This is a genomic window from Streptomyces xanthochromogenes (assembly GCF_014650455.1).
Classification (GTDB): Bacteria; Actinomycetota; Actinomycetes; order Streptomycetales; family Streptomycetaceae; genus Streptomyces; species Streptomyces xanthochromogenes.
In genome coordinates this window covers 90,896-109,909 of sequence record NZ_BMUZ01000007.1, presented here as the reverse complement: position 1 = coordinate 109,909, position 19,014 = coordinate 90,896, and the positions used below count along the sequence as shown (strand labels likewise).

The 19,014-nt window shown below is 71.6% G+C and carries 17 protein-coding genes; 14 read left to right on the top strand and 3 right to left on the bottom strand.

What is annotated here, in order from left to right:
• Positions 1–512 precede the first annotated feature (512 nt).
• From IE267_RS19475 to IE267_RS19455, 5 genes are all read left to right on the top strand, one after another.
• Entirely contained in the window at positions 513–890 is a 378-nt protein-coding gene (locus IE267_RS19475) for a YraN family protein (protein WP_167156544.1), read from the top strand.
• 1 nt (position 891) lies between these two features.
• Positions 892–2,508 (top strand): YifB family Mg chelatase-like AAA ATPase, encoded by a 1,617-nt coding sequence (locus tag IE267_RS19470; protein ID WP_189764104.1) that lies wholly within the window; start codon positions 892–894, stop codon positions 2,506–2,508.
• 407 nt (positions 2,509–2,915) lie between these two features.
• Positions 2,916–4,052: a DNA-processing protein DprA gene (gene dprA / locus IE267_RS19465; protein WP_189764225.1), complete on the top strand. Its 1,137-nt coding sequence runs from the start codon at positions 2,916–2,918 to the stop codon at positions 4,050–4,052.
• A 243-nt stretch (positions 4,053–4,295) separates the two neighbouring features.
• Complete coding sequence (whiG, locus tag IE267_RS19460; RefSeq protein ID WP_167156542.1) at positions 4,296–5,138, top strand: RNA polymerase sigma factor WhiG; 843 nt, start codon at positions 4,296–4,298, stop codon at positions 5,136–5,138.
• A gap of 83 nt (positions 5,139–5,221) precedes the next feature.
• Positions 5,222–5,779 carry a TetR/AcrR family transcriptional regulator gene (locus tag IE267_RS19455; RefSeq protein WP_189764224.1) on the top strand — a complete coding sequence of 186 codons (558 nt, stop codon included), beginning with the start codon at positions 5,222–5,224 and terminating at the stop codon, positions 5,777–5,779.
• A gap of 75 nt (positions 5,780–5,854) precedes the next feature.
• Here IE267_RS19455 and IE267_RS19450 read toward each other — a convergent pair whose 3' ends face one another.
• Entirely contained in the window at positions 5,855–6,340 is a 486-nt protein-coding gene (locus IE267_RS19450; protein ID WP_167156540.1) for a murein hydrolase activator EnvC family protein, read from the bottom strand.
• A 293-nt stretch (positions 6,341–6,633) separates the two neighbouring features.
• On the opposite strand from IE267_RS19450, the gene rpsB reads away from it, so the two are divergent.
• The 9 genes from rpsB to IE267_RS19405 all read left to right on the top strand — a co-directional run bounded on the left by rpsB (position 6,634) and on the right by IE267_RS19405 (position 16,633).
• Positions 6,634–7,566 carry a 30S ribosomal protein S2 gene (rpsB, locus tag IE267_RS19445; RefSeq protein ID WP_167156538.1) on the top strand — a complete coding sequence of 311 codons (933 nt, stop codon included), beginning with the start codon at positions 6,634–6,636 and terminating at the stop codon, positions 7,564–7,566.
• A 121-nt stretch (positions 7,567–7,687) separates the two neighbouring features.
• On the top strand, positions 7,688–8,524 hold the full coding sequence (gene tsf, locus IE267_RS19440) for a translation elongation factor Ts (protein WP_161246453.1): 837 nt from the start codon (positions 7,688–7,690) through the stop codon (positions 8,522–8,524).
• Positions 8,525–8,681: 157 nt separating this feature from the next.
• Positions 8,682–9,470, top strand: coding sequence for a UMP kinase (pyrH, locus tag IE267_RS19435; RefSeq protein ID WP_189764103.1), 789 nt, complete (start codon positions 8,682–8,684; stop codon positions 9,468–9,470).
• Positions 9,471–9,593: 123 nt separating this feature from the next.
• Positions 9,594–10,151, top strand: coding sequence for a ribosome recycling factor (gene frr, locus IE267_RS19430; protein ID WP_120727660.1), 558 nt, complete (start codon positions 9,594–9,596; stop codon positions 10,149–10,151).
• On the top strand, positions 10,151–11,257 hold the full coding sequence (locus IE267_RS19425; RefSeq protein ID WP_161246457.1) for a phosphatidate cytidylyltransferase: 1,107 nt from the start codon (positions 10,151–10,153) through the stop codon (positions 11,255–11,257). The genes frr and IE267_RS19425 overlap by 1 nt, the downstream gene beginning before the upstream one ends.
• Positions 11,258–11,347: 90 nt before the next feature.
• Positions 11,348–12,454, top strand: a complete 1,107-nt coding sequence (gene rlmN, locus IE267_RS19420) for a dual-specificity RNA methyltransferase RlmN (RefSeq protein ID WP_053729267.1) — start codon at positions 11,348–11,350, stop codon at positions 12,452–12,454.
• 344 nt (positions 12,455–12,798) lie between these two features.
• A complete protein-coding gene (locus tag IE267_RS19415; RefSeq protein WP_189764102.1) occupies positions 12,799–13,890 on the top strand; it encodes a thiamine ABC transporter substrate-binding protein in 1,092 nt (363 codons plus the stop codon).
• Positions 13,891–13,997: 107 nt separating this feature from the next.
• Positions 13,998–15,611, top strand: a complete 1,614-nt coding sequence (locus IE267_RS19410) for an ABC transporter permease (protein ID WP_167159479.1) — start codon at positions 13,998–14,000, stop codon at positions 15,609–15,611.
• Positions 15,611–16,633, top strand: a complete 1,023-nt coding sequence (locus IE267_RS19405; protein ID WP_167156535.1) for an ABC transporter ATP-binding protein — start codon at positions 15,611–15,613, stop codon at positions 16,631–16,633. The genes IE267_RS19410 and IE267_RS19405 overlap by 1 nt, the downstream gene beginning before the upstream one ends.
• A gap of 230 nt (positions 16,634–16,863) precedes the next feature.
• Here IE267_RS19405 and IE267_RS19400 read toward each other — a convergent pair whose 3' ends face one another.
• Positions 16,864–17,766 carry a DMT family protein gene (locus IE267_RS19400; protein ID WP_189764101.1) on the bottom strand — a complete coding sequence of 301 codons (903 nt, stop codon included), beginning with the start codon at positions 17,764–17,766 and terminating at the stop codon, positions 16,864–16,866.
• A gap of 121 nt (positions 17,767–17,887) precedes the next feature.
• Positions 17,888–19,006, bottom strand: coding sequence for an LOG family protein (locus tag IE267_RS19395; protein WP_189764100.1), 1,119 nt, complete (start codon positions 19,004–19,006; stop codon positions 17,888–17,890).
• Positions 19,007–19,014: the final 8 nt, after the last annotated feature.

The following is a 19,014-nucleotide window of genomic DNA, read 5'->3' as shown; positions in this document are numbered from 1 at the left end:
CTGAGGCGGATCGGGGACGGACGAGACCGGGCGGGGCCGCGCGAGACTGGGCCGGCCGAGGCCAGGGCAGGCCGGGCGAGGCCAGGGCAGGCCGGGCGAGGCCGAACGGGCCTCGCGCCGCCGCGTGCTGAGCGTGGCTGCCGGGCGCTGAGCCGGGCCGCCGGGCGATGCCGGTACCGAAGGCCGATGCCGGGCCGCCGGTAGCGAAGGCCGATCGTGCACGGGGCGGATCTGCGGGGCCGCCGGGGTTGGCAGCCGAGTGGGTCTGCGAGGTGGCGGCGCGGCACCAAGGGCGAGCGGGTCCCGCGGGGCCGCCGGCGCCGGGCGCCGAGCGGGTCTGCGAGGTGGCGTCGGCACCGGCGGCCGAGCCCGGCCGATCAAGGCCGGGCGGGGCCCGGGGACCACGGAGGAACCCCTTCGGGTGGCGGAGTTTTCCACAATCGGAGGGTTTTCCACCAAGATCCACTCGCCGGTGCCGGATGCGTGAGAGTCGGTGCCGGAGGTGGTGCCCGATGAACGCTCGCGGAGCGCTCGGAAAATACGGCGAAGACCTGGCGGTACGGCTGCTCGAAGCGGCCGGAATGACGATCCTGCAACGCAACTGGCGCTGCGGCAGGACCGGTGAGATCGACATCGTCGCCCACGACGACACGTCCCCCGGCGGGCCCGTGCTCGTCATCTGCGAGGTCAAGACCCGCAGGACCGACGCCTACGAACACCCCATGGCCGCCGTCACCCCCGCCAAGGCCGACCGCCTCAAACGCCTCGCCGGCCACTGGCTCGCCGACCACGGAGGACCACCTCCCGGCGGCGTACGCATCGACCTCGTCGGCGTCGTCCTGCCCCGCAAGGGCGCACCCCACGCCGAGCACGTGCGGGGGGTGGCCTGACATGGGATTCGCACGCACCTGCTCGGTCGCCCTCGTCGGCGTCGAAGGAGTCGTCGTCGAGGTCCAGGCCGACCTCGAACCCGGCGTCGCCGCCTTCACCCTCGTCGGCCTCCCCGACAAGAGCCTCGCGGAAAGCCGCGACCGCGTGCGGGCCGCCGTCGTCAACTCCGGCGACGCCTGGCCCCAGAAGAAGCTCACCGTCGGCCTCAGCCCCGCGTCCGTCCCCAAGAGCGGCGCCGGCTTCGACCTCGCCATCGCCTGCGCGATCCTCGGGGCGGCCGAACGCATCGACCCCCGCGAACTGACCGACCTCGTCATGATCGGCGAGCTCGGCCTCGACGGACGCGTACGCCCCGTCCGGGGCATCCTGCCCGCCGTCCTCGCCGCGGCCGAAGCCGGCTACGAACAAGTCGTCGTCCCCGAACAGACCGCTGCCGAAGCGTCCCTCGTCCCCGGCATCTCCGTCCTCGGCGTACGCAGCCTGCGCCAACTCGTCGCCGTCCTCACCGACGAGCCCGTCCCCGACGAAGAACCCGCCGAAAAGGGCCGCCCCGACGCGATACTGGCCGGACTCGTCGTACCCGGCGCCGGGGCGGGCACCGGCCTCGCCGCCGGCCCACGCGACGCCGACCTCGACCTCATCGACGTCGCGGGCCAGCACGCCGCCCGCGCCGCCCTCGAAATCGCCGCCGCAGGCGGTCACCACCTGCTGCTGTCCGGCCCCCCGGGAGCCGGCAAAACCATGCTCGCCGAACGGCTCCCCGGCATCCTGCCGCCCCTCACCCGCCAGGAATCCCTCGAAGTCACCGCCGTCCACTCCGTCGCCGGAATCCTCCCGCCCGGCGAACCCCTCGTCCGCCGCGCCCCCTACTGCGCCCCCCACCACTCCGCCACCATGCAGTCCCTCGTCGGCGGCGGCAACGGCCTACCGCGCCCCGGCGCGGTATCCATCGCCCACCGAGGAGTCCTCTTCCTCGACGAAGCCCCCGAATTCGCCGGCAAAGCCCTCGACGCCCTCCGCCAGCCCCTCGAATCCGGCCACGTCGTCATCGCCCGCAGCGCCGGAGTCATCAGGCTCCCCGCCCGATTCCAGATGATCCTCGCCGCCAACCCCTGCCCCTGCGGCCGCCACACCCTGCACGGCGCGGGCTGCGAATGCCCCGCCTCCATGATCCGCCGCTACCAGGCCAGGCTCTCCGGCCCCCTCCTCGACCGCGTCGACCTCCGCGTAGAAGTCGAACCCGTACGCCGCGAAGACCTCCTCGGCGGAGGCGGCCGCGGCGAACCCAGCGCCGTCGTCGCAGCCCGCGTCCTCGCCGCCCGCGAACGCACGGCGGCCCGCCTCGAGGACACCCCCTGGAGCAACAACAGCGAAGTCCCCGGCCACGAACTGCGCACCCGCTGGCTCACCGCCCCCGGCGCCCTCACCGGCGCCGAACGCGACATGGAACGCGGCCTGCTCACCGCCCGCGGGCTCGACCGGGTCCTACGCGTCGCCTGGACCATCGCCGACCTTGCCGGACACGACCGCCCCGACGCGAACCACGTGGCCCTCGCCCTGGAACTGCGCACCGGCATCTCCCGAGGCGCCCCCATGCCGGCAGGAGTGACCCTGTGAGCACCCATCCCGGCCGCGGCGAGCGGCCCGTGGACCACCCCCCTGCGGGCCGGATCGAGCCCCCGCACAGCCTCCACGCGGGCCGGAACGAGACCCCGTACGGCCTCCACGCGGGCCGGAACGAGACCCCGTACGGCCTCCACGCGGGGCGGGGAGAAGACGCGGTCGGCACCTACGACGCCCGGGACGGCCGGGACCATCCCGTGGACAGGACCGCCCAGGAGCGAGAGCATCCCGTGACCGGTACCGGCATCGGCGGGGAGCCTCCCGCGACCCGCACCAGCGTTGGCGGGGAGCATCCCGGTACCGGCACTGGGCGGGAGCATCCCGCGACCAGTCCCGGCGTTGGCAGGGAGCATCGCGCCCCCGGCGCGCAGCCGGGCCGCACCGCGGCAGACGCCGAGCGCCTGGCCAGAGCCGCCCTCACCCGCATCATCGAACCCGGCGACGAGCGCGGCGGCCGCTGGCTGCGGACCTACGGCGCCGTCGACCTGCTGCGCCGCCTCACCGCATCCCAAGGGCCCGCGGACGATCCGCCCGGCGCCAGCCCGGCCCGGCTCGACGGCCACCGCCGCCGGGCCGCCCTGGCCGACCCCGAACGCGACCTGACGACCGCTCACGCGTCCGGCGCGCGATTCCTCATCCCCGGCGACGAGGAATGGCCCAGCCAACTCGACGACCTCGCCGACGCCCGGCCCATCGGCCTGTGGGTACGGGGCCACTCCGACCTGCGGATATGGGCACTGCGCTCCGTTGCCGTGGTCGGCGCACGGGCCTGCACACCGTACGGGGCCCACATGGGCGCGGTCCTCGGCTCCGGGCTCGCCGAAAAGGGCTGGGTCGTCGTGTCCGGGGCCGCCGCCGGAATCGACGGGGCCGTGCATCGCGGAGCCCTGGCCGCCGGGGGAGCCACCATCGCCGTCCTCGCCTGCGGAGTCGACGTCATCTACCCGCGCGGACACGCCGAGTTGATCGGACGCATCGCCGAACAGGGCCTCCTCGTGGGCGAATTGCCACCCGGAGACCATCCGACGCCCAGCAGATTCATCGTGCGCAACCGCGTCATCGCCGCTCTCACCCGCGGCACCGTCGTCGTCGAGGCCGAGTACCGCAGCGGCTCGCTCGTCACCGCCCGCGCCGCGCAGAAACTCGGCCGCTTCACGATGGGCGTCCCCGGCCCCGCCACCAGCGGGCTCTCGGCCGGCGTCCACGAACTTTTGCGCGGTGAGGCCACCCTGGTCACCGACGCGGCGGAAATCGTCGAACTCGTCGGAAACATGGGCGAGCTCGCCCCCGCCCGCCGGGGCCCCGTACTGCCCCGGGACCTCCTGGCCCCGGGCGCCGCACGTGTCCTGGAAGCACTGCCCTCCCGGGGTGCAGCGGCCGCCCGCGACCTCGCCCGCGAGGCCGGAACCAGCACCGACGAGGCGCTCGGCCGCCTCTACGAACTGCACTCGCTCGGCTTCGTCGAACGCGTCGGTGACAGCTGGAAGTTGACACCGGGCACACTCCAGGCCGCCGCCGCCCGGCGAGGCGGTGCTTGACCAGGGGCATTCGGGTGACAGGGTGAGGGGGCGATGTCCACCACGGGCCGCACGGCAGCGCTTTCGGGGCCGACGCGCGGCACCGCGGCCCCCACCTGCGCGTGCGCCGGGAACAGCCGGTGCGACCGGCCCCGTCCACCCGGCCCTCGCACACCGCGACCGCCCAGTCACGCTACGCTCACGAGGATTCCCGACCGGAAACAGCCCCCGCACACGTCACAGCAGAACGGCTCAAGGCAACGCATGCCCCAGCACACCTCCGGGTCTGATCGCACGGCAGCGCCCCCGGCTGCCCGCGGCAGCGGCACCGTGCGGCCACCAGCACCCTCATCCGTCGACGAGCTGTGGCGGTCGTACAAGGCCAGCGGTGACGAGCGGCTGCGCGAGCAGTTGATCCTGCACTACTCGCCCCTGGTCAAGTACGTCGCGGGGCGCGTGAGCGTGGGCCTGCCGCCCAACGTCGAACAGGCCGACTTCGTCTCCTCCGGCGTCTTCGGGCTCATCGACGCCATCGAGAAGTTCGACATCGAGCGGGCCATCAAGTTCGAGACGTACGCCATCACCCGGATCCGCGGCGCGATGATCGACGAGCTCCGGGCCCTCGACTGGATCCCGCGCTCCGTGCGCCAGAAGGCACGCGCCGTCGAGCGCGCCTACGCGACCCTCGAAGCACAGCTCAGACGCACGCCGTCGGAGGCGGAAGTCGCCTCCGAGATGGGCATCGCCGTCGAGGAACTGCACGCCGTATTCAGCCAGTTGTCGCTCGCCAACGTCGTGGCCCTCGAAGAACTGCTCCACGTCGGCGGCGAGAGCGGCGACCGGCTCAGTCTCATGGACACCCTTGAGGACACCTCCGCCGACGACCCCGTCGAGGTCGCCGAGGACCGCGAACTGCGCCGGCTGCTCGCCCGCGCGATCAACACGCTGCCCGAGCGCGAGAAGACCGTGGTCACCCTCTACTACTACGAGGGCCTCACCCTCGCCGAGATCGGCAACGTCCTCGGAGTCACCGAGAGCAGGGTGAGTCAGATCCACACCAAATCGGTGCTCCAGCTGAGGGCCAAACTGGCGGACGTCGGGCGCTGAGGGGCCCTGGCGAATCGTCCCTGCCGATCGCGTTCGGCGCTCGGCCGTAAAGTGGAGCAGTGCCCAGGATCCGAGCGGCCTCCGTGGCCGAGCACCGCACCATGCAGCGCGACGCCCTGCTGGACGCCGCACGATCGCTGCTGTCCGAAGGCGGAACGGAAGCGCTGACCTTCCCCGCCCTTGCCGAACGCACCGGCCTCGCCCGCTCCTCCGTGTACGAGTACTTCCGCTCCCGCGCCGCGGTCGTCGAGGAACTGTGCGCCGTCGACTTCCCGCTGTGGGCCGCCGAGATCGAGGGCGCGATGCAGCGGGCCGACACCCCCGAGGGCAAGGTCGAGGCGTACGTACGCCACCAGCTCGGCCTCGTCGGCGACCAGCGCCACCGGGCCGTGGTCGCCATCTCGGCCAGCGAACTCGACGCCGGGGCCCGCGAAAAGATCCGCGCCGCCCACGGCGGCCTCATCGCCATGATCGTCGAAGCCCTCGCCGACCTGGACCACGCCCAGCCCCGCCTCGCCGCGGTCCTCCTCCAGGGCATCGTCGATGCGGCGGTCCGCCGCATCGAAGCGGCCACCACGGAATCCCCCTCCGCGATCGCGGACGCGGCGGTGGTCATGGCCCTGACCGGCGTCAGAGGCTGAAGCTGGGTGGGGGGGCTCCCCCCCCCCGCCCCCACCCCCCTCCCCCCCACCCCCCCCCACCCCGCCCCCACCCCCTCACCCCGGCTCAACTACCCCCGTCACCGGCAGCAGCCGTGGTCGGCCGGTCCGGTGCAGGAGCAGGAGGGGGTTCAGGTATGTGTCGCCTTTTCTCAGGCCCCAGTGCAGGCAGCCCTGCGGGCAGTGGGAGGGGGCTTCGGTGGTGGCGACCACTTGGCCCGCGACGACTTCCGTGCCCTCCTTCACTTCGGCCCGTACTGGTTCGTATGTCGTTCTCAGCGGGGTTCCCCCTGGTGGTGGACCTGTGCCGGACAGGGTGATCGTGAGGACTCCGCGGCCTGCGACCCGGCCCGCGAAGGTGATGCGTCCCGGGGCGGCCGCGCGGACGGGGGTGCCCGGGGGTGCGGCGAGGTCGATGCCGCGGTGGCCGGGGCCGTAGGGCGTGGCGGGCGGGGCCCAGGGGTGGATCACCGTGGGCGGGACGACGGGCCAGGCGGCCGCGGCGGTCAGGCCGGTCAGGGTCAGTAGGAGTGCTCGGTACATGGGGAACAGGGTCCCGGGCGGGGGAGATCGGGGTGGATCTTGCTCGGTAGCTGTGGAGTACTCGTCGGTTGTGGACAACGCCGTCACCCGGCACTGTGCGGGTCCCGTACACTTCTTGTGGCGATCCGGGCGACCGGATCGACTTCGCACGCCCCGCCGGCGGTCTCACCACCATCGCCGGCCGCGCCTCTCGGTCCTCAACCCGCACAGGGTCCAGGGCATGGCGCACCGGGGCGTCAGGCGCGGCAGCCGACCGGCGGCCGCGGTAACCGAGTATCTCAAGGAGTACGGCCATGGCCGTCGTCACGATGCGGGAGCTGCTGGAGAGCGGCGTCCACTTCGGTCACCAGACCCGTCGTTGGAACCCGAAGATGAAGCGCTTCATCTTCACGGAGCGCAACGGCATCTACATCATCGACCTGCTCCAGTCGCTGTCGTACATCGACCGCGCCTACGAGTTCGTCAAGGAGACCGTCGCGCACGGCGGCTCCATCATGTTCGTCGGCACCAAGAAGCAGGCGCAGGAAGCGATCGCCGAGCAGGCGACGCGTGTGGGCATGCCCTACGTCAACCAGCGCTGGCTCGGCGGCATGCTGACCAACTTCTCCACCGTCTACAAGCGTCTGCAGCGCCTCAAGGAGCTTGAGCAGATCGACTTCGAGGACGTCGCGGCCTCGGGTCTCACCAAGAAGGAGCTCCTGGTCCTCTCGCGCGAGAAGGCCAAGCTGGAGAAGACCCTCGGTGGTATCCGCGAGATGTCGAAGGTTCCCAGCGCCGTCTGGATCGTCGACACCAAGAAGGAGCACATCGCCGTCGGTGAGGCGCGCAAGCTCCACATCCCGGTCGTCGCGATCCTCGACACGAACTGCGACCCCGACGAGGTCGACTACAAGATCCCGGGCAACGACGACGCGATCCGTTCCGTCACCCTGCTCACCCGCGTGATCGCCGACGCCGTCGCCGAGGGCCTCATCGCCCGTTCCGGTGCGGCCACGGGCGACTCGAAGCCGGGCGAGAAGGCGGCCGGCGAGCCGCTCGCCGAGTGGGAGCGCGACCTGCTCGAGGGTGACAAGAAGGCCGACTCCGAGGAGTCCGCCGAGGCTGCGGCCCCCGCGGCCGAGGCTGCTCCGGCCGCCGAGGCCGAGAAGCCGGCCGAGGCCGCTGCCGAGGCTCCGGCTGCCGCCGAGGCCACCGAGGCTCCGGCCGCGGACGCCGAGCAGGCCTGACCCTTCACCGGGACCCACAGGTTCGGTAGTTGACGGCGGGGGCCACAAGCCCCCGCCGTCGACCCGTAGCCCCGCAGATCTTCGTAGATCTTTCTAGACTCCGAGAGAGAAACACAGACTCATGGCGAACTACACCGCCGCTGACGTCAAGAAGCTCCGTGAGCTCACCGGCGCCGGCATGATGGACTGCAAGAAGGCCCTGGACGAGGCCGACGGCAACGTCGACAAGGCCGTCGAGGCGCTGCGCATCAAGGGTCAGAAGGGCGTCGCCAAGCGCGAGGGCCGTTCTGCCGAGAACGGTGCCGTCGTCTCCCGCATCTCCGAGGACAAGACCTCCGGCGTCCTGGTCGAGCTGAAGTGCGAGACGGACTTCGTCGCCAAGGGTGACAAGTTCCAGGCCGTCGCCGCCCAGCTGGCCGAGCACGTCGCCGCCACCTCCCCGGCCGACATCGCCGCGCTGCTCGCCTCCGAGATCGAGGCCGGCAAGACCGTGCAGGCGTTCGTCGACGAGGCCAACGCCAACCTCGGCGAGAAGATCGTCCTGGACCGCTTCGCGCAGTTCCAGGGTGGTTACGTGGCCGCGTACATGCACCGCACCATGCCTGACCTGCCGCCGCAGATCGGTGTCCTTGTCGAGCTCGACAAGGAGAACGCCGAGGTCGCCAAGGGCATCGCCCAGCACATCGCCGCCTTCGCGCCGAAGTACCTCACCCGTGAGGACGTTCCGGCCGAGGTCGTCGAGACCGAGCGTCGCGTCGCCGAGGAGACCACCCGCGCCGAGGGCAAGCCCGAGGCCGCGCTCCCGAAGATCGTCGAGGGTCGCGTCAACGGCTTCTTCAAGGACGCCACGCTCCTGGGCCAGCCGTACGCGCTGGACAACAAGAAGTCCGTCGAGCAGGTTCTGAAGGAGGCGGGTGTCACCCTGAAGCGCTTCTCGCGCATCAAGGTCGGCATCTGAGTCCGTTCGGCGTTCGACACTAGACCCCGCTAGGGTCTGAGGCAGTCGTCCGCGTACGCGACGGACGACCGCAGATCTGACGAGGAGGCCATTGCCGCTAGGGACCACGAGTACCCACCGGCAATGGCCTTCTTCGTATGTGCACGAGGAGATCCCCATGAATCAGGGCGCGGACGCCGCCAAGGCCGACCACTCGGCCGACCACAAGCGCGATGAAGGCAAGGTGGCCGGGCGCTTCATGCTGAAGCTTTCCGGTGAGGCGTTCGCCGGCGGTGGGGGGCTCGGTGTCGACCCCGACGTCGTGCACAACATCGCCCGCGAGATCGCCGCAGTCGTCCGGGACGGGGCGGAGATCGCCGTCGTCATCGGCGGAGGCAACTTCTTCCGAGGTGCCGAGCTCCAGCAGCGCGGCATGGACCGGGCGCGCTCCGACTACATGGGCATGCTCGGCACGGTCATGAACTGCCTCGCTCTCCAGGACTTCCTGGAGAAGGAGGGAATCGACTCGCGCGTCCAGACCGCCATCACGATGGGCCAGGTCGCCGAGCCGTACATTCCGCTGCGGGCCGTGCGGCACCTGGAGAAGGGCCGCGTCGTGATCTTCGGCGCCGGCATGGGCATGCCGTACTTCTCCACCGACACCACCGCCGCCCAGCGCGCTCTGGAGATCGACGCCGAGGCCATGCTGATGGGCAAGAACGGCGTGGACGGGGTCTACGACTCCGACCCCCGGACCAACCCCGACGCGGTGAAGTTCGACGCCCTCGAGTACGGCGAGGTCATCACCCGGGACCTGAAGGTCGCCGACATGACCGCGATCACCCTGTGCCGCGACAACAACCTCCCGATCCTCGTCTTCGAGCTCCTGACGGCCGGCAACATCGCGCGCGCCGTCAAGGGTGAGAAGATCGGCACGCTCGTGAGCGACCAGGGCACCCGGGCCTGACCGGGGGATGGACAATCCCCTGCCGGTCGGACACCGTGCAGGGAAAGACGCTGGTTATCCAGGGCCCAAGGCTCAGGTCGCACTGAGAACTCCCGGCCCACCCAAGACATGCAGGAGCAAGTGGTGATCGAAGAAACCCTCCTCGAGGCCGAGGAGAAGATGGAGAAGGCCGTCGTGGTCGCCAAGGAGGACTTCGCCGCGATCCGCACCGGCCGTGCGCACCCGGCGATGTTCAACAAGATCGTGGCGGACTACTACGGCGCGCTGACTCCGATCAACCAGCTCGCCTCGTTCTCCGTGCCGGAGCCGCGCATGGCGGTCGTGACCCCGTTCGACAAGAGCGCGCTGCGCAACATCGAGCAGGCCATCCGCGACTCGGACCTGGGTGTCAACCCCAGCAACGACGGCAGCATCATCCGCGTGAACTTCCCGGAGCTGACCGAGGAGCGCCGCAAGGACTACATCAAGGTCGCGCGCACCAAGGCCGAGGACTCCAAGGTGTCGATCCGCGCCGTGCGCCGCAAGGCCAAGGACGCCCTCGACAAGCTCGTCAAGGACAAGGAGTCCGGCGAGGACGAGGTTCGCCGTGCGGAGAAGGAGCTCGACGACACCACCGCCAAGTACGTGGCGCAGGTCGACGAGCTGCTCAAGCACAAGGAAGCCGAGCTGCTCGAGGTCTGATGAACGACTCTTCCTGGGGGGCTCCGCCGAGACCCGAATACTGGGGAACCCCCGAGGGGCCTTCCCAGGGGGCGTTCCCGGCGGGGCCTGCATACGATGCGTATGACGCCCCGCCGGTGTCGCGGACACAGCCGATGCCGGTCGTGCCCGACCTCGGCACAGGCGCCGAAGACCGCGAACGTGACCTGGGGGCCGCTCTGCCGGGCGGCCCTGACTTCCGCGACGAGCCGCCGCAGGAGCCCATGGCAAGCCCTCCGCCCGTGCCGCCCGTGCCCGCCCAGCCGGAGAAGAAGAAGGCGGGCCGTGACCTGCGGTCCGCCATAGGGGTCGGTGTCGGCCTCGGCGTGGTCGTCCTCGCGTCGCTGTTCATCGTGAAGGCCGTCTTCGTGGGGGTCGTCGCCGTCGCCGTGGTCGTCGGCCTGTGGGAGCTGACCAGCCGCCTCCAGGAGCGCAAGCAGATCAAGGCGCCCCTGGTGCCGCTCGCGGTCGGCGGCGCGGCGATGGTGGTCGCCGGATACGTCGGCGGCGCCGAGGGCGCGTGGGTGGCGATGGCGCTCACCTCGCTCGCGGTCCTGGTGTGGCGGATGACCGAGCCGCCGGAGAACTACCTGCGGGACGTCACCGCGGGGGTCTTCGCCGCGTTCTACGTGCCGTTCCTCGCCACGTTCGTGGCGATGCTGCTCACCGCGGACGACGGCCCGTGGCGGGTGCTCACCTTCCTGCTCCTGACCGTGGTCAGCGACACGGGTGCGTACGCGATCGGCTGGCGCTTCGGCAAGCACAAGCTGGCCCCGCGCATCAGCCCCGGAAAGACCCGCGAGGGCCTGTTCGGAGCGGTGTCCTTCGCGATGGTGGCGGGCGCTCTGTGCATGCAGTTCCTGATCGACGACGGCACCTGGTGGCAGGGCCTGCTGCTCGGTCTCGCGGTCGCCGCGAGCGCCACGCTCGGCGACCTCGGCGAGTCGATGATCAAGCGGGACCTCGGCATCAAGGACATGGGGACGCTGCTGCCCGGCCACGGCGGCATCATGGACCGCCTCGACTCCCTGCTGCCCACGGCTCCGGTGGTGTGGCTGCTGCTGGCGGTGTTCGTCGGAACTGGCTGACCTGCGCTTTCTTATCGCTTTGAACGGTGAGGGCTCCTCGTCCACAGGACGGCGAGCCCTTTTCCGTACGTCTGAGACACTTGAGGAACCATGCCCAAGCCCGGAGAACTCACTTTCGTCGCCCCCCGCGGAGCCAAGAAGCCGCCGCGGCACCTCGCCGACCTCTCGCCCGCCGAGCGCAAGGAAGCCGTCGCCGCGATCGGCGAGAAGCCGTTCCGCGCCAAGCAGCTCTCGCAGCACTACTTCGCGCGGTACGCCCACGACCCGGCGGAGTGGACCGACATCCCGCTCGCCGCGCGCGGCCGGCTCCAGGAGGAGCTGCTGCCCGACCTGATGTCCGTCGTGCGGCACATCTCGTGCGATGACGACACCACCCGCAAGACGCTGTGGAAGCTGCACGACGGGACGCTCGTCGAGTCCGTCCTGATGCGCTACCCGGACCGGGTGACGATGTGCATCTCCTCGCAGGCCGGCTGCGGCATGAACTGCCCGTTCTGTGCCACCGGCCAGGCGGGCCTCGACCGCAACCTGTCGACCGCCGAGATCGTGCACCAGATCGTCGACGGCATGCGGGCGCTGCGCGACGGCGAGGTGCCGGGCGGCCCGGCGCGGCTGTCGAACATCGTCTTCATGGGCATGGGCGAGCCGCTCGCCAACTACAAGCGGGTCGTCGGCGCGATCCGCCGCCTCACCGACCCCGAGCCGGACGGCCTGGGCCTGTCCCAGCGGGGCATCACCGTCTCCACCGTAGGCCTGGTGCCGGCCATGCACCGCTTCGCCGACGAGGGATTCAAGTGCCGCCTCGCGGTGAGCCTGCACGCCCCCGACGACGAGCTGCGCGACACCCTCGTCCCGGTCAACACCCGCTGGAAGGTCCGCGAGGTCCTCGACGCGGCCTGGGAGTACGCCGAGAAGTCGGGGCGCCGCATCTCCATCGAGTACGCCCTGATCCGGGACATCAACGACCAGGCGTGGCGCGGCGATCTGCTCGGCCGGCTCCTCAAGGGCAAGCGGGTCCACGTCAACCTGATCCCGCTGAACCCGACGCCGGGCTCCAAGTGGACGGCCTCGCGGCCCGAGGACGAGAAGGCGTTCGTCGAGGCCATCGCGGCCCACGGCGTGCCCGTCACCGTCCGCGACACCCGCGGCCAGGAGATCGACGGGGCCTGCGGTCAGCTCGCTGCCTCCGAGCGCTAGTCCGGAGGGGGCCGGCCAGGCCGGAGTCCGAAGCGGCGCCGTCGCGGCAAGGCCGTGCCGGGCCGTGCCGGGGCCGCCGTCCGAGGGGCAGAACGCCCGGGGCCGTGTCAGGGGCCCCGTGTAACCTGGCTGGAAACATCTGCATATTCCGACAGGGGAGCGCCACAGCGCTGAGAGTGCGGTACCCGCAAGGGATACGGACCGCAGACCCTCTGAACCTTGCCCCGGTCATGCGGGGTAGGAAGTTCGGCGATTACTCAAGCTGTTGCGCCCTGCCCGCACGACCTCGCGTCGTGCGGGCAGGGCCGCGTCTCTTCCTGGTCATCTCCAGGAGGAATGAAGAAATGCGCAGTTCCAAGAGGCTCGCGGCCGGGGCGCTCGCCGCCGCCCTCGGGGTCACCACGCTCGCGGCGTGCGGCGGCTCGGACGGCAAGAAGGCGTCCGGCGGGTCCGGCGGCAAGACCGTGACGCTCGTCAGCCACGACTCGTTCAACGCCTCCGACCCGGTGCTCAAGGCGTTCACCGCCGAGACCGGGTACACCGTCAAGGTCCTCAAGAGCGGGGACGCGGGCGCCGCCCTCAACCAGGAGATCCTCACCAAGGGCTCCCCGCGCGGCGACGTGTTCTTCGGCGTCGACAACACCCTGCTCTCGCGCGCCCTCGACAACGGCATCTTCACCCCGTACGAGGCCAAGGGCCTGGACCGGGTGGCCGCCGACGTCCAGTTGGACAAGGACAAGCACCGGGTCACGCCCATCGACACCGGCGACATCTGCGTCAACTACGACAGGAAGTACTTCGCGGACAAGAAGCTCAGCCCGCCGCGGTCCTTCGACGACCTGATCAAGCCCGAGTACAAGGACCTGCTCGTCACGGAGAACGTGGCGACCTCGTCCCCGGGGCTCGGCTTCATGCTCGGCTCGGTCGCCACCTACGGCGACGACCGCTGGCAGGACTACTGGAAGAAGCTGAAGGCCAACGGCGTCAAGGTCGTCGACGGCTGGGAGCAGGCCTACAACACGGACTTCTCCGGTTCGGCCGGCGGCAAGAAGGCCAAGGGCGACCGCCCGCTGGTCGTCTCCTACGCCTCCAGCCCGCCCGCCGAGGTGATCTACGCCGACCCGAAGCCGGCCGAGGCCCCCACCGGCGTCGCCACCGGCACCTGCTTCCGCCAGACCGAGTTCGCGGGCCTGCTCAAGGGCGCGAAGAACGAGGCCGGCGGCAAGGCGCTCCTGGACTTCCTGATCTCCAAGAAGTTCCAGGAGGACATGCCGCTCCAGATGTTCGTGGACCCGGTCGCCAAGGACGCCGCACTGCCCGCGGAGTTCACGAAGTACGGCGCGAAGATCACCGAGTCGACGACGGTCGCCCCCGACAAGATCGCCAAGAACCGTGACCAGTGGGTCAAGACGTGGTCCTCGCTCGTCCTGAAGTAGACGGCCCCGAGGCGGACGGCCCCGAGGCAGACCGCCCCGAGGGCGGGGTGCACCCCGGCGCGGCACGGCGCGGTGCGCTGCGCCGCGCCGGTGCGCGGTTCGGCCTCCTGGCGCTGCCGCTCGTGTTCTTCGCGCTGTTCTTCGCCTGGCCGGTGGCCGCCATCGTCGGCCGCGGACTCAAGGCGGACGGCGCCTGGCAGTTCGGCCGGATCACCGAGGTCCTCGGCGACCCGGACATCGGCCACGTTCTGTGGTTCACCACCTGGCAGGCACTCGCCTCCACCGCGCTGACCCTCGTGATCGCGCTGCCCGGCGCCTATGTCTTCGCGCGCCTGGACTTCCCCGGCAAACAGCTCCTGCGGGCCGCCGTCACCGTGCCGTTCGTGCTGCCGACCGTCGTCGTGGGCACCGCGTTCCTGGCGCTGCTCGGCCGCGGCGGGCTGCTCGACCAGCTGTGGGGCGTACGCCTGGACACCACGGTGTGGGCGATCCTGCTCGCGCACGTCTTCTTCAACTACGCGGTCGTCGTACGCACCGTCGGCGGCCTGTGGTCCCAGCTCGACCCCCGTCAGGAGGAGGCCGCCCGCGTCCTCGGTGCGTCCCGCCTCGCGGCCTGGCGCAAGGTCACACTGCCCGCGCTCGGCCCGGCGGTCGCCGCGGCCGCGCTCATGGTCTTCCTCTTCACCTTCACCTCCTTCGGCGTCGTCCAGATCCTCGGCGGCCCCACCTTCTCCACCCTCGAAGTGGAGATCTACCGCCAGACCGCCGAGCTCCTCGACCTGCCGACCGCGGCGGTCCTGACGATCGTGCAGTTCGCGGCGGTCGGACTGATCCTCGCCGTGCACGCCCGGACCGTGCGCCGCCGCGAGAGCGCCCTCAAGCTCGTGGACCCGGCCCAGACCGCACGCCGGCCGCGCGGCGCAGGCCAACGCGCCCTGCTCGCCTCGGTCCTGGCCGTCGTCGCGCTGTTGATCCTGCTGCCCATCGGCGTCCTGGTCCAGCGCTCCCTCGACACCCCCGACGGCTACGGATTCGGCTACTACCGGGCGCTCCAGGCCGCCGGCGACAACGGCAGCTTCCTCGTGCCGCCCATCGAGGCGATCGGGAACTCGCTCCAGTACGCCCTCGCCGCCACCGCCATCGCGCTCCTCGTCGGCGGCCTCGCGGCGGCCGCACTCGCCCGGCGCGGCACCGGCCGCCTCATGCGCGGCTTCGACGCGCTCCTGATGCTGCCGCTCGGCGTCTCGGCCGTGACCGTCGGCTTCGGCTTCCTGATCACCCTCGACCAGCCCCCGCTCGACCTCAGAACCTCCTGGATTCTGGTGCCGCTCGCCCAGGCGCTCGTGGGCACCCCCTTCGTCGTACGGATCATGCTGCCGGTGCTGCGCGCGGTGGACGGCCGGCTGCGCGAGGCGGCGGCCGTGCTCGGCGCGTCCCCGCTGCGGGCCTGGCGCGAGGTCGACCTGCCGTTGGTGCGCCGGGCGCTCCTGGTCGCGGCGGGCTTCGCGTTCGCGGTCTCGCTCGGGGAGTTCGGCGCGACCGTCTTCATCGCCCGGCCCGACCACCCGACACTGCCCGTCGCGGTGGCCCGCCTGCTCGGCCGGGCCGGTGACCTCAACTACGGCCAGGCGATGGCCCTCAGCACGATTTTGATGGTGGTGTGCGCGGTGTCGTTGCTCGTCCTGGAACGCATCCGGACCGACCGGAGCGGGGAGTTCTGATGCTGAAGCTCGACGGTGCGACCGTACGGTTTCGACAGCGGGCCGCGCTCGACGCGGTCGACCTGGAGGTCGCCGACCACGAGACGGTGTGCGTGCTCGGGCCCAGCGGCAGCGGCAAGTCGACCCTGCTGCGGGTCGTCGCCGGACTCCAACCCCTGGACTCCGGGCGGGTGTCGCTCGGCGGCGCCGACCAGGCCGGGGTGCCCGTGCACAAGCGCGGGCTCGGCCTGATGTTCCAGGACCACCAGCTCTTCCCGCAGCGCGACGTCGCCGGGAACGTGGCGTTCGGGCTGCGCATGCGGGGGGCCTCGCGAGCCGAACAGGCGGCCCGGGTGGGGGAGTTGCTCGACCTGGTCGGCCTTCCCGGCGCGGAGCGGCGGGCCGTGGCCGCGCTCTCCGGCGGCGAACAGCAGCGCGTCGCCCTCGCCCGGGCGCTGGCGCCCTCGCCCCGCCTCCTCATGCTGGACGAGCCGCTGGGCCAGCTGGACCGCACCCTGCGCGAGCGTCTGGTGGTCGAACTCCGGTCCCTGTTCGGCCGGTTGGGCACCACGGTCCTTGCCGTCACGCACGACCAGGGCGAGGCGTTCGCGCTGGCCGACCGGGTCGTCGTGATGCGGGACGGCCGCATCGCGCAGACCGGCACGCCCCTGGAGGTCTGGCAGCGCCCGGCCTCCGAGTTCGTGGCCCGCTTCCTCGGCTTCGAGAACGTGGTGCCGGCGACGGTGACGGGGACGGTGGCGGCCACCCCCTGGGGGAAGGTGCCGGTGCCCTCCGGCTCCCCCCAGGGGGAGGCACGCCTGCTGGTCCGACCCGGGGGCGTCCGGCTGGTCCCCGCACGGGACGGCCTGCCCTGCGAGGTCGTCTCACGCACGTTCCGTGGCAACCATGTGGCCCTTCGACTGCGGCCCGGGGCAGGGCCGTTGCTGGAGGCGGAGTGCGAGCTGACGGCCTCGCCGCAGCCGGGCGACGAGGTGGGGGTCGCCTTTGCGGCGGGCGGGGTCGTGGTGCTGGGGGAGGGGTAGGGGGCTGTCGGGCTGTCCGGGGTGCGCTGGGGCTCCGCCCCAGACCCCGGGTTTTCGGCCCCACCCCGCCCCTTCCCTGAACCCGCCGGGGGTGATGGGGTCGGGTCGGCTTCCGGGGCTGCGCCCGGGCCTCCTGGGTCGGCTGCCGACCGTGCGTGGTTGCTCGCGCAGTTCCCCGCGCCCCTGTAGGGGGCGCGGAACCAGCGACCTGGGGGCGGAGCCCCAGGGGTCTAGCCCACCCGGACGGGTTCCTTCGGGGTGGCCGGTTCGGGGGTGTCGGGCGTGCCGAACCAGGCCACCGCCACCGCCCCGCCCACCGCCAGGACGAAGCCCAGGACGGCCATCCAGGCAAGGCCGGCCCGGGACGCGTCTCCCAGCCACAGCACTCCGATCGCCCCCGGCAGCACCGTCTCGCCCACCACCAGCGCCGCCGTCGCCCCGTTCACCGAACCGATCTGCAGGGCCACCGTGTGCAGATACATCCCGCCGATGCCGGCGACCAGGATCGCGTAGAGCGCCGGGTCGGTGAGGAGGGCCCCGGCGTCGAAGGGGTCCACGCCGTTCAGGACCCGCACGCCCACCCCGAGCGCACCGAAGCCGAGCCCCGAAAGCAGTCCCGCCAGGATCGCGGCGCGCGAGCCCAGGAGGCGTACCGCCACCGTGCCGCCGGCCATGAGCAGGAGCGCGATCGCGAGCAGCCACCAGTGCGTGGACAGCTCGGTGTGCCCGCTGCCCTCGTGGCCCGCCGCCGAGGCGAGCAGCACCAGGGCCGAGCAGACGACCCCGATCGACGTCCACTCCGCACGGCTCAGCCGGATGCCGAGCAGCTTGACGCTGAGCACCGCCGTGATCACCAGGTTCGCGCTGATCACCGTCTGGGAGAGGAAGAGCGGCAGCAGCCGGGCCGCCAGCGCGCCGAGTGCGAACCCGACGAAGTCGAGGACCGTGCCGACGATGAACTCCCAGGTCATCGCGGCCTTGGCGGTCGACGACAGGCTCGGCCCGCCGTGCTGGGTCCGGTCACCGGCGGCCGCGTCGCGGCGGGCGGACTTGCGGGACCCGACGGCTTGCAGGACCGAGCCCGTGCCGTAGCAGACCGAGGCGGCGATGGCGGTCAGCAGACCGAGCAGCACAGAGGACTCCGTTCCTGGCGGGGGCAACCCGTTCGCCCCACTCCGCTTTACCAGACGTTTACCGCCCCTTGGGAGTTGCCTGGAGATCGGCCCTTTTCCGGACCGCCCCGGACGCGCCGCGCTATCGCGACATGCGGGCCAGTGCGTCGGGCGCCTCGGAGACGGAATCGACCAGGGCGATCCGCGCCGCCATCGGACGGTCCTTCGCCAGCGCCTGGAGCAGCGGCCAGGTCGGCAGCTCCTGCGTCCAGTGCGCCCGGTCGACGAGGACCATCGGCGTCGGCGTCCCCCGCGACTCGTAGTAGTTCGGCGTCGCGTTGTCGAAGATCTCCTGCACGGTCCCGGCCGCGCCCGGCAGGAAGACGACGCCCGCGTTCGAGCGGGCGAGCAGCCCGTCCTCGCGGGTGGCGTTCGCGAAGTACTTGGCGATGGCGCCCGCGAAGGCGTTCGGCGGCTCGTGGCCGTAGAACCAGGTGGGGATGCCCACGGAGGTGCCGCCGCGCGGCCACTTCGTCCGCACCTCGAAGGCGGCGCGCGCCCAGGCGGACACCGACGGCCTGAACGAGGGCTCCCCGGCCAGGAGTTGCAGGGCCGAGGCCAGCATCGCGTCGTCGAGGGGCGCCGCGTACGCCCCCAGGTTCGCGGCCTCCATCGCGCCCGGGCCGCCCCCGGTGGCGACGGTGAACCCGGCCCGCGCCAGGGTGCGGCCGAGCATCGCCGCGCCTTCGTACTCGGCCGTGCCGCGGGCCATCGCGTGGCCGCCCATCACGCCCACCACCCGCGCCCCGACGAGCAGTTCGTCGAGCGCGTCCGAGATCGCGTCGTCGTGGATGGAACGCAGCATCGAGGAGAATATGTCGCCGTCCGCCCGGGTGCGCTGGAACCAGTCGTAGGACAGGGCGTCCGGGGTCCCCTCGTAGCCCTGCGCGAGCCCCTCGAAGAGCTCGGCGGGGGAGTAGAGCGCGCCCCGGTAGGGGTCGAACGGCAGGTCCGGTACGGGCGGGAAGACGAGCGCGCCGTCGGCGCGTACCTTGGCGGCCGCGTCCGGCTCCATCGCGCAGCCGAGGAACACCGCGCCCGCGGTGTCGACGCCGAGCAGGGCGGACGTACGCCCGGTCAGGTCGACCGACTGGACGCGGTACCCGGCGAGTTCGCCCCGCTCGGCGGCCGCGTCGAACTCGGACAGCGATTCGATCTCGGTGTCGCTGCCCGCGGGGAACTTCACTTCGTCTTCCGGCACGCCCACAT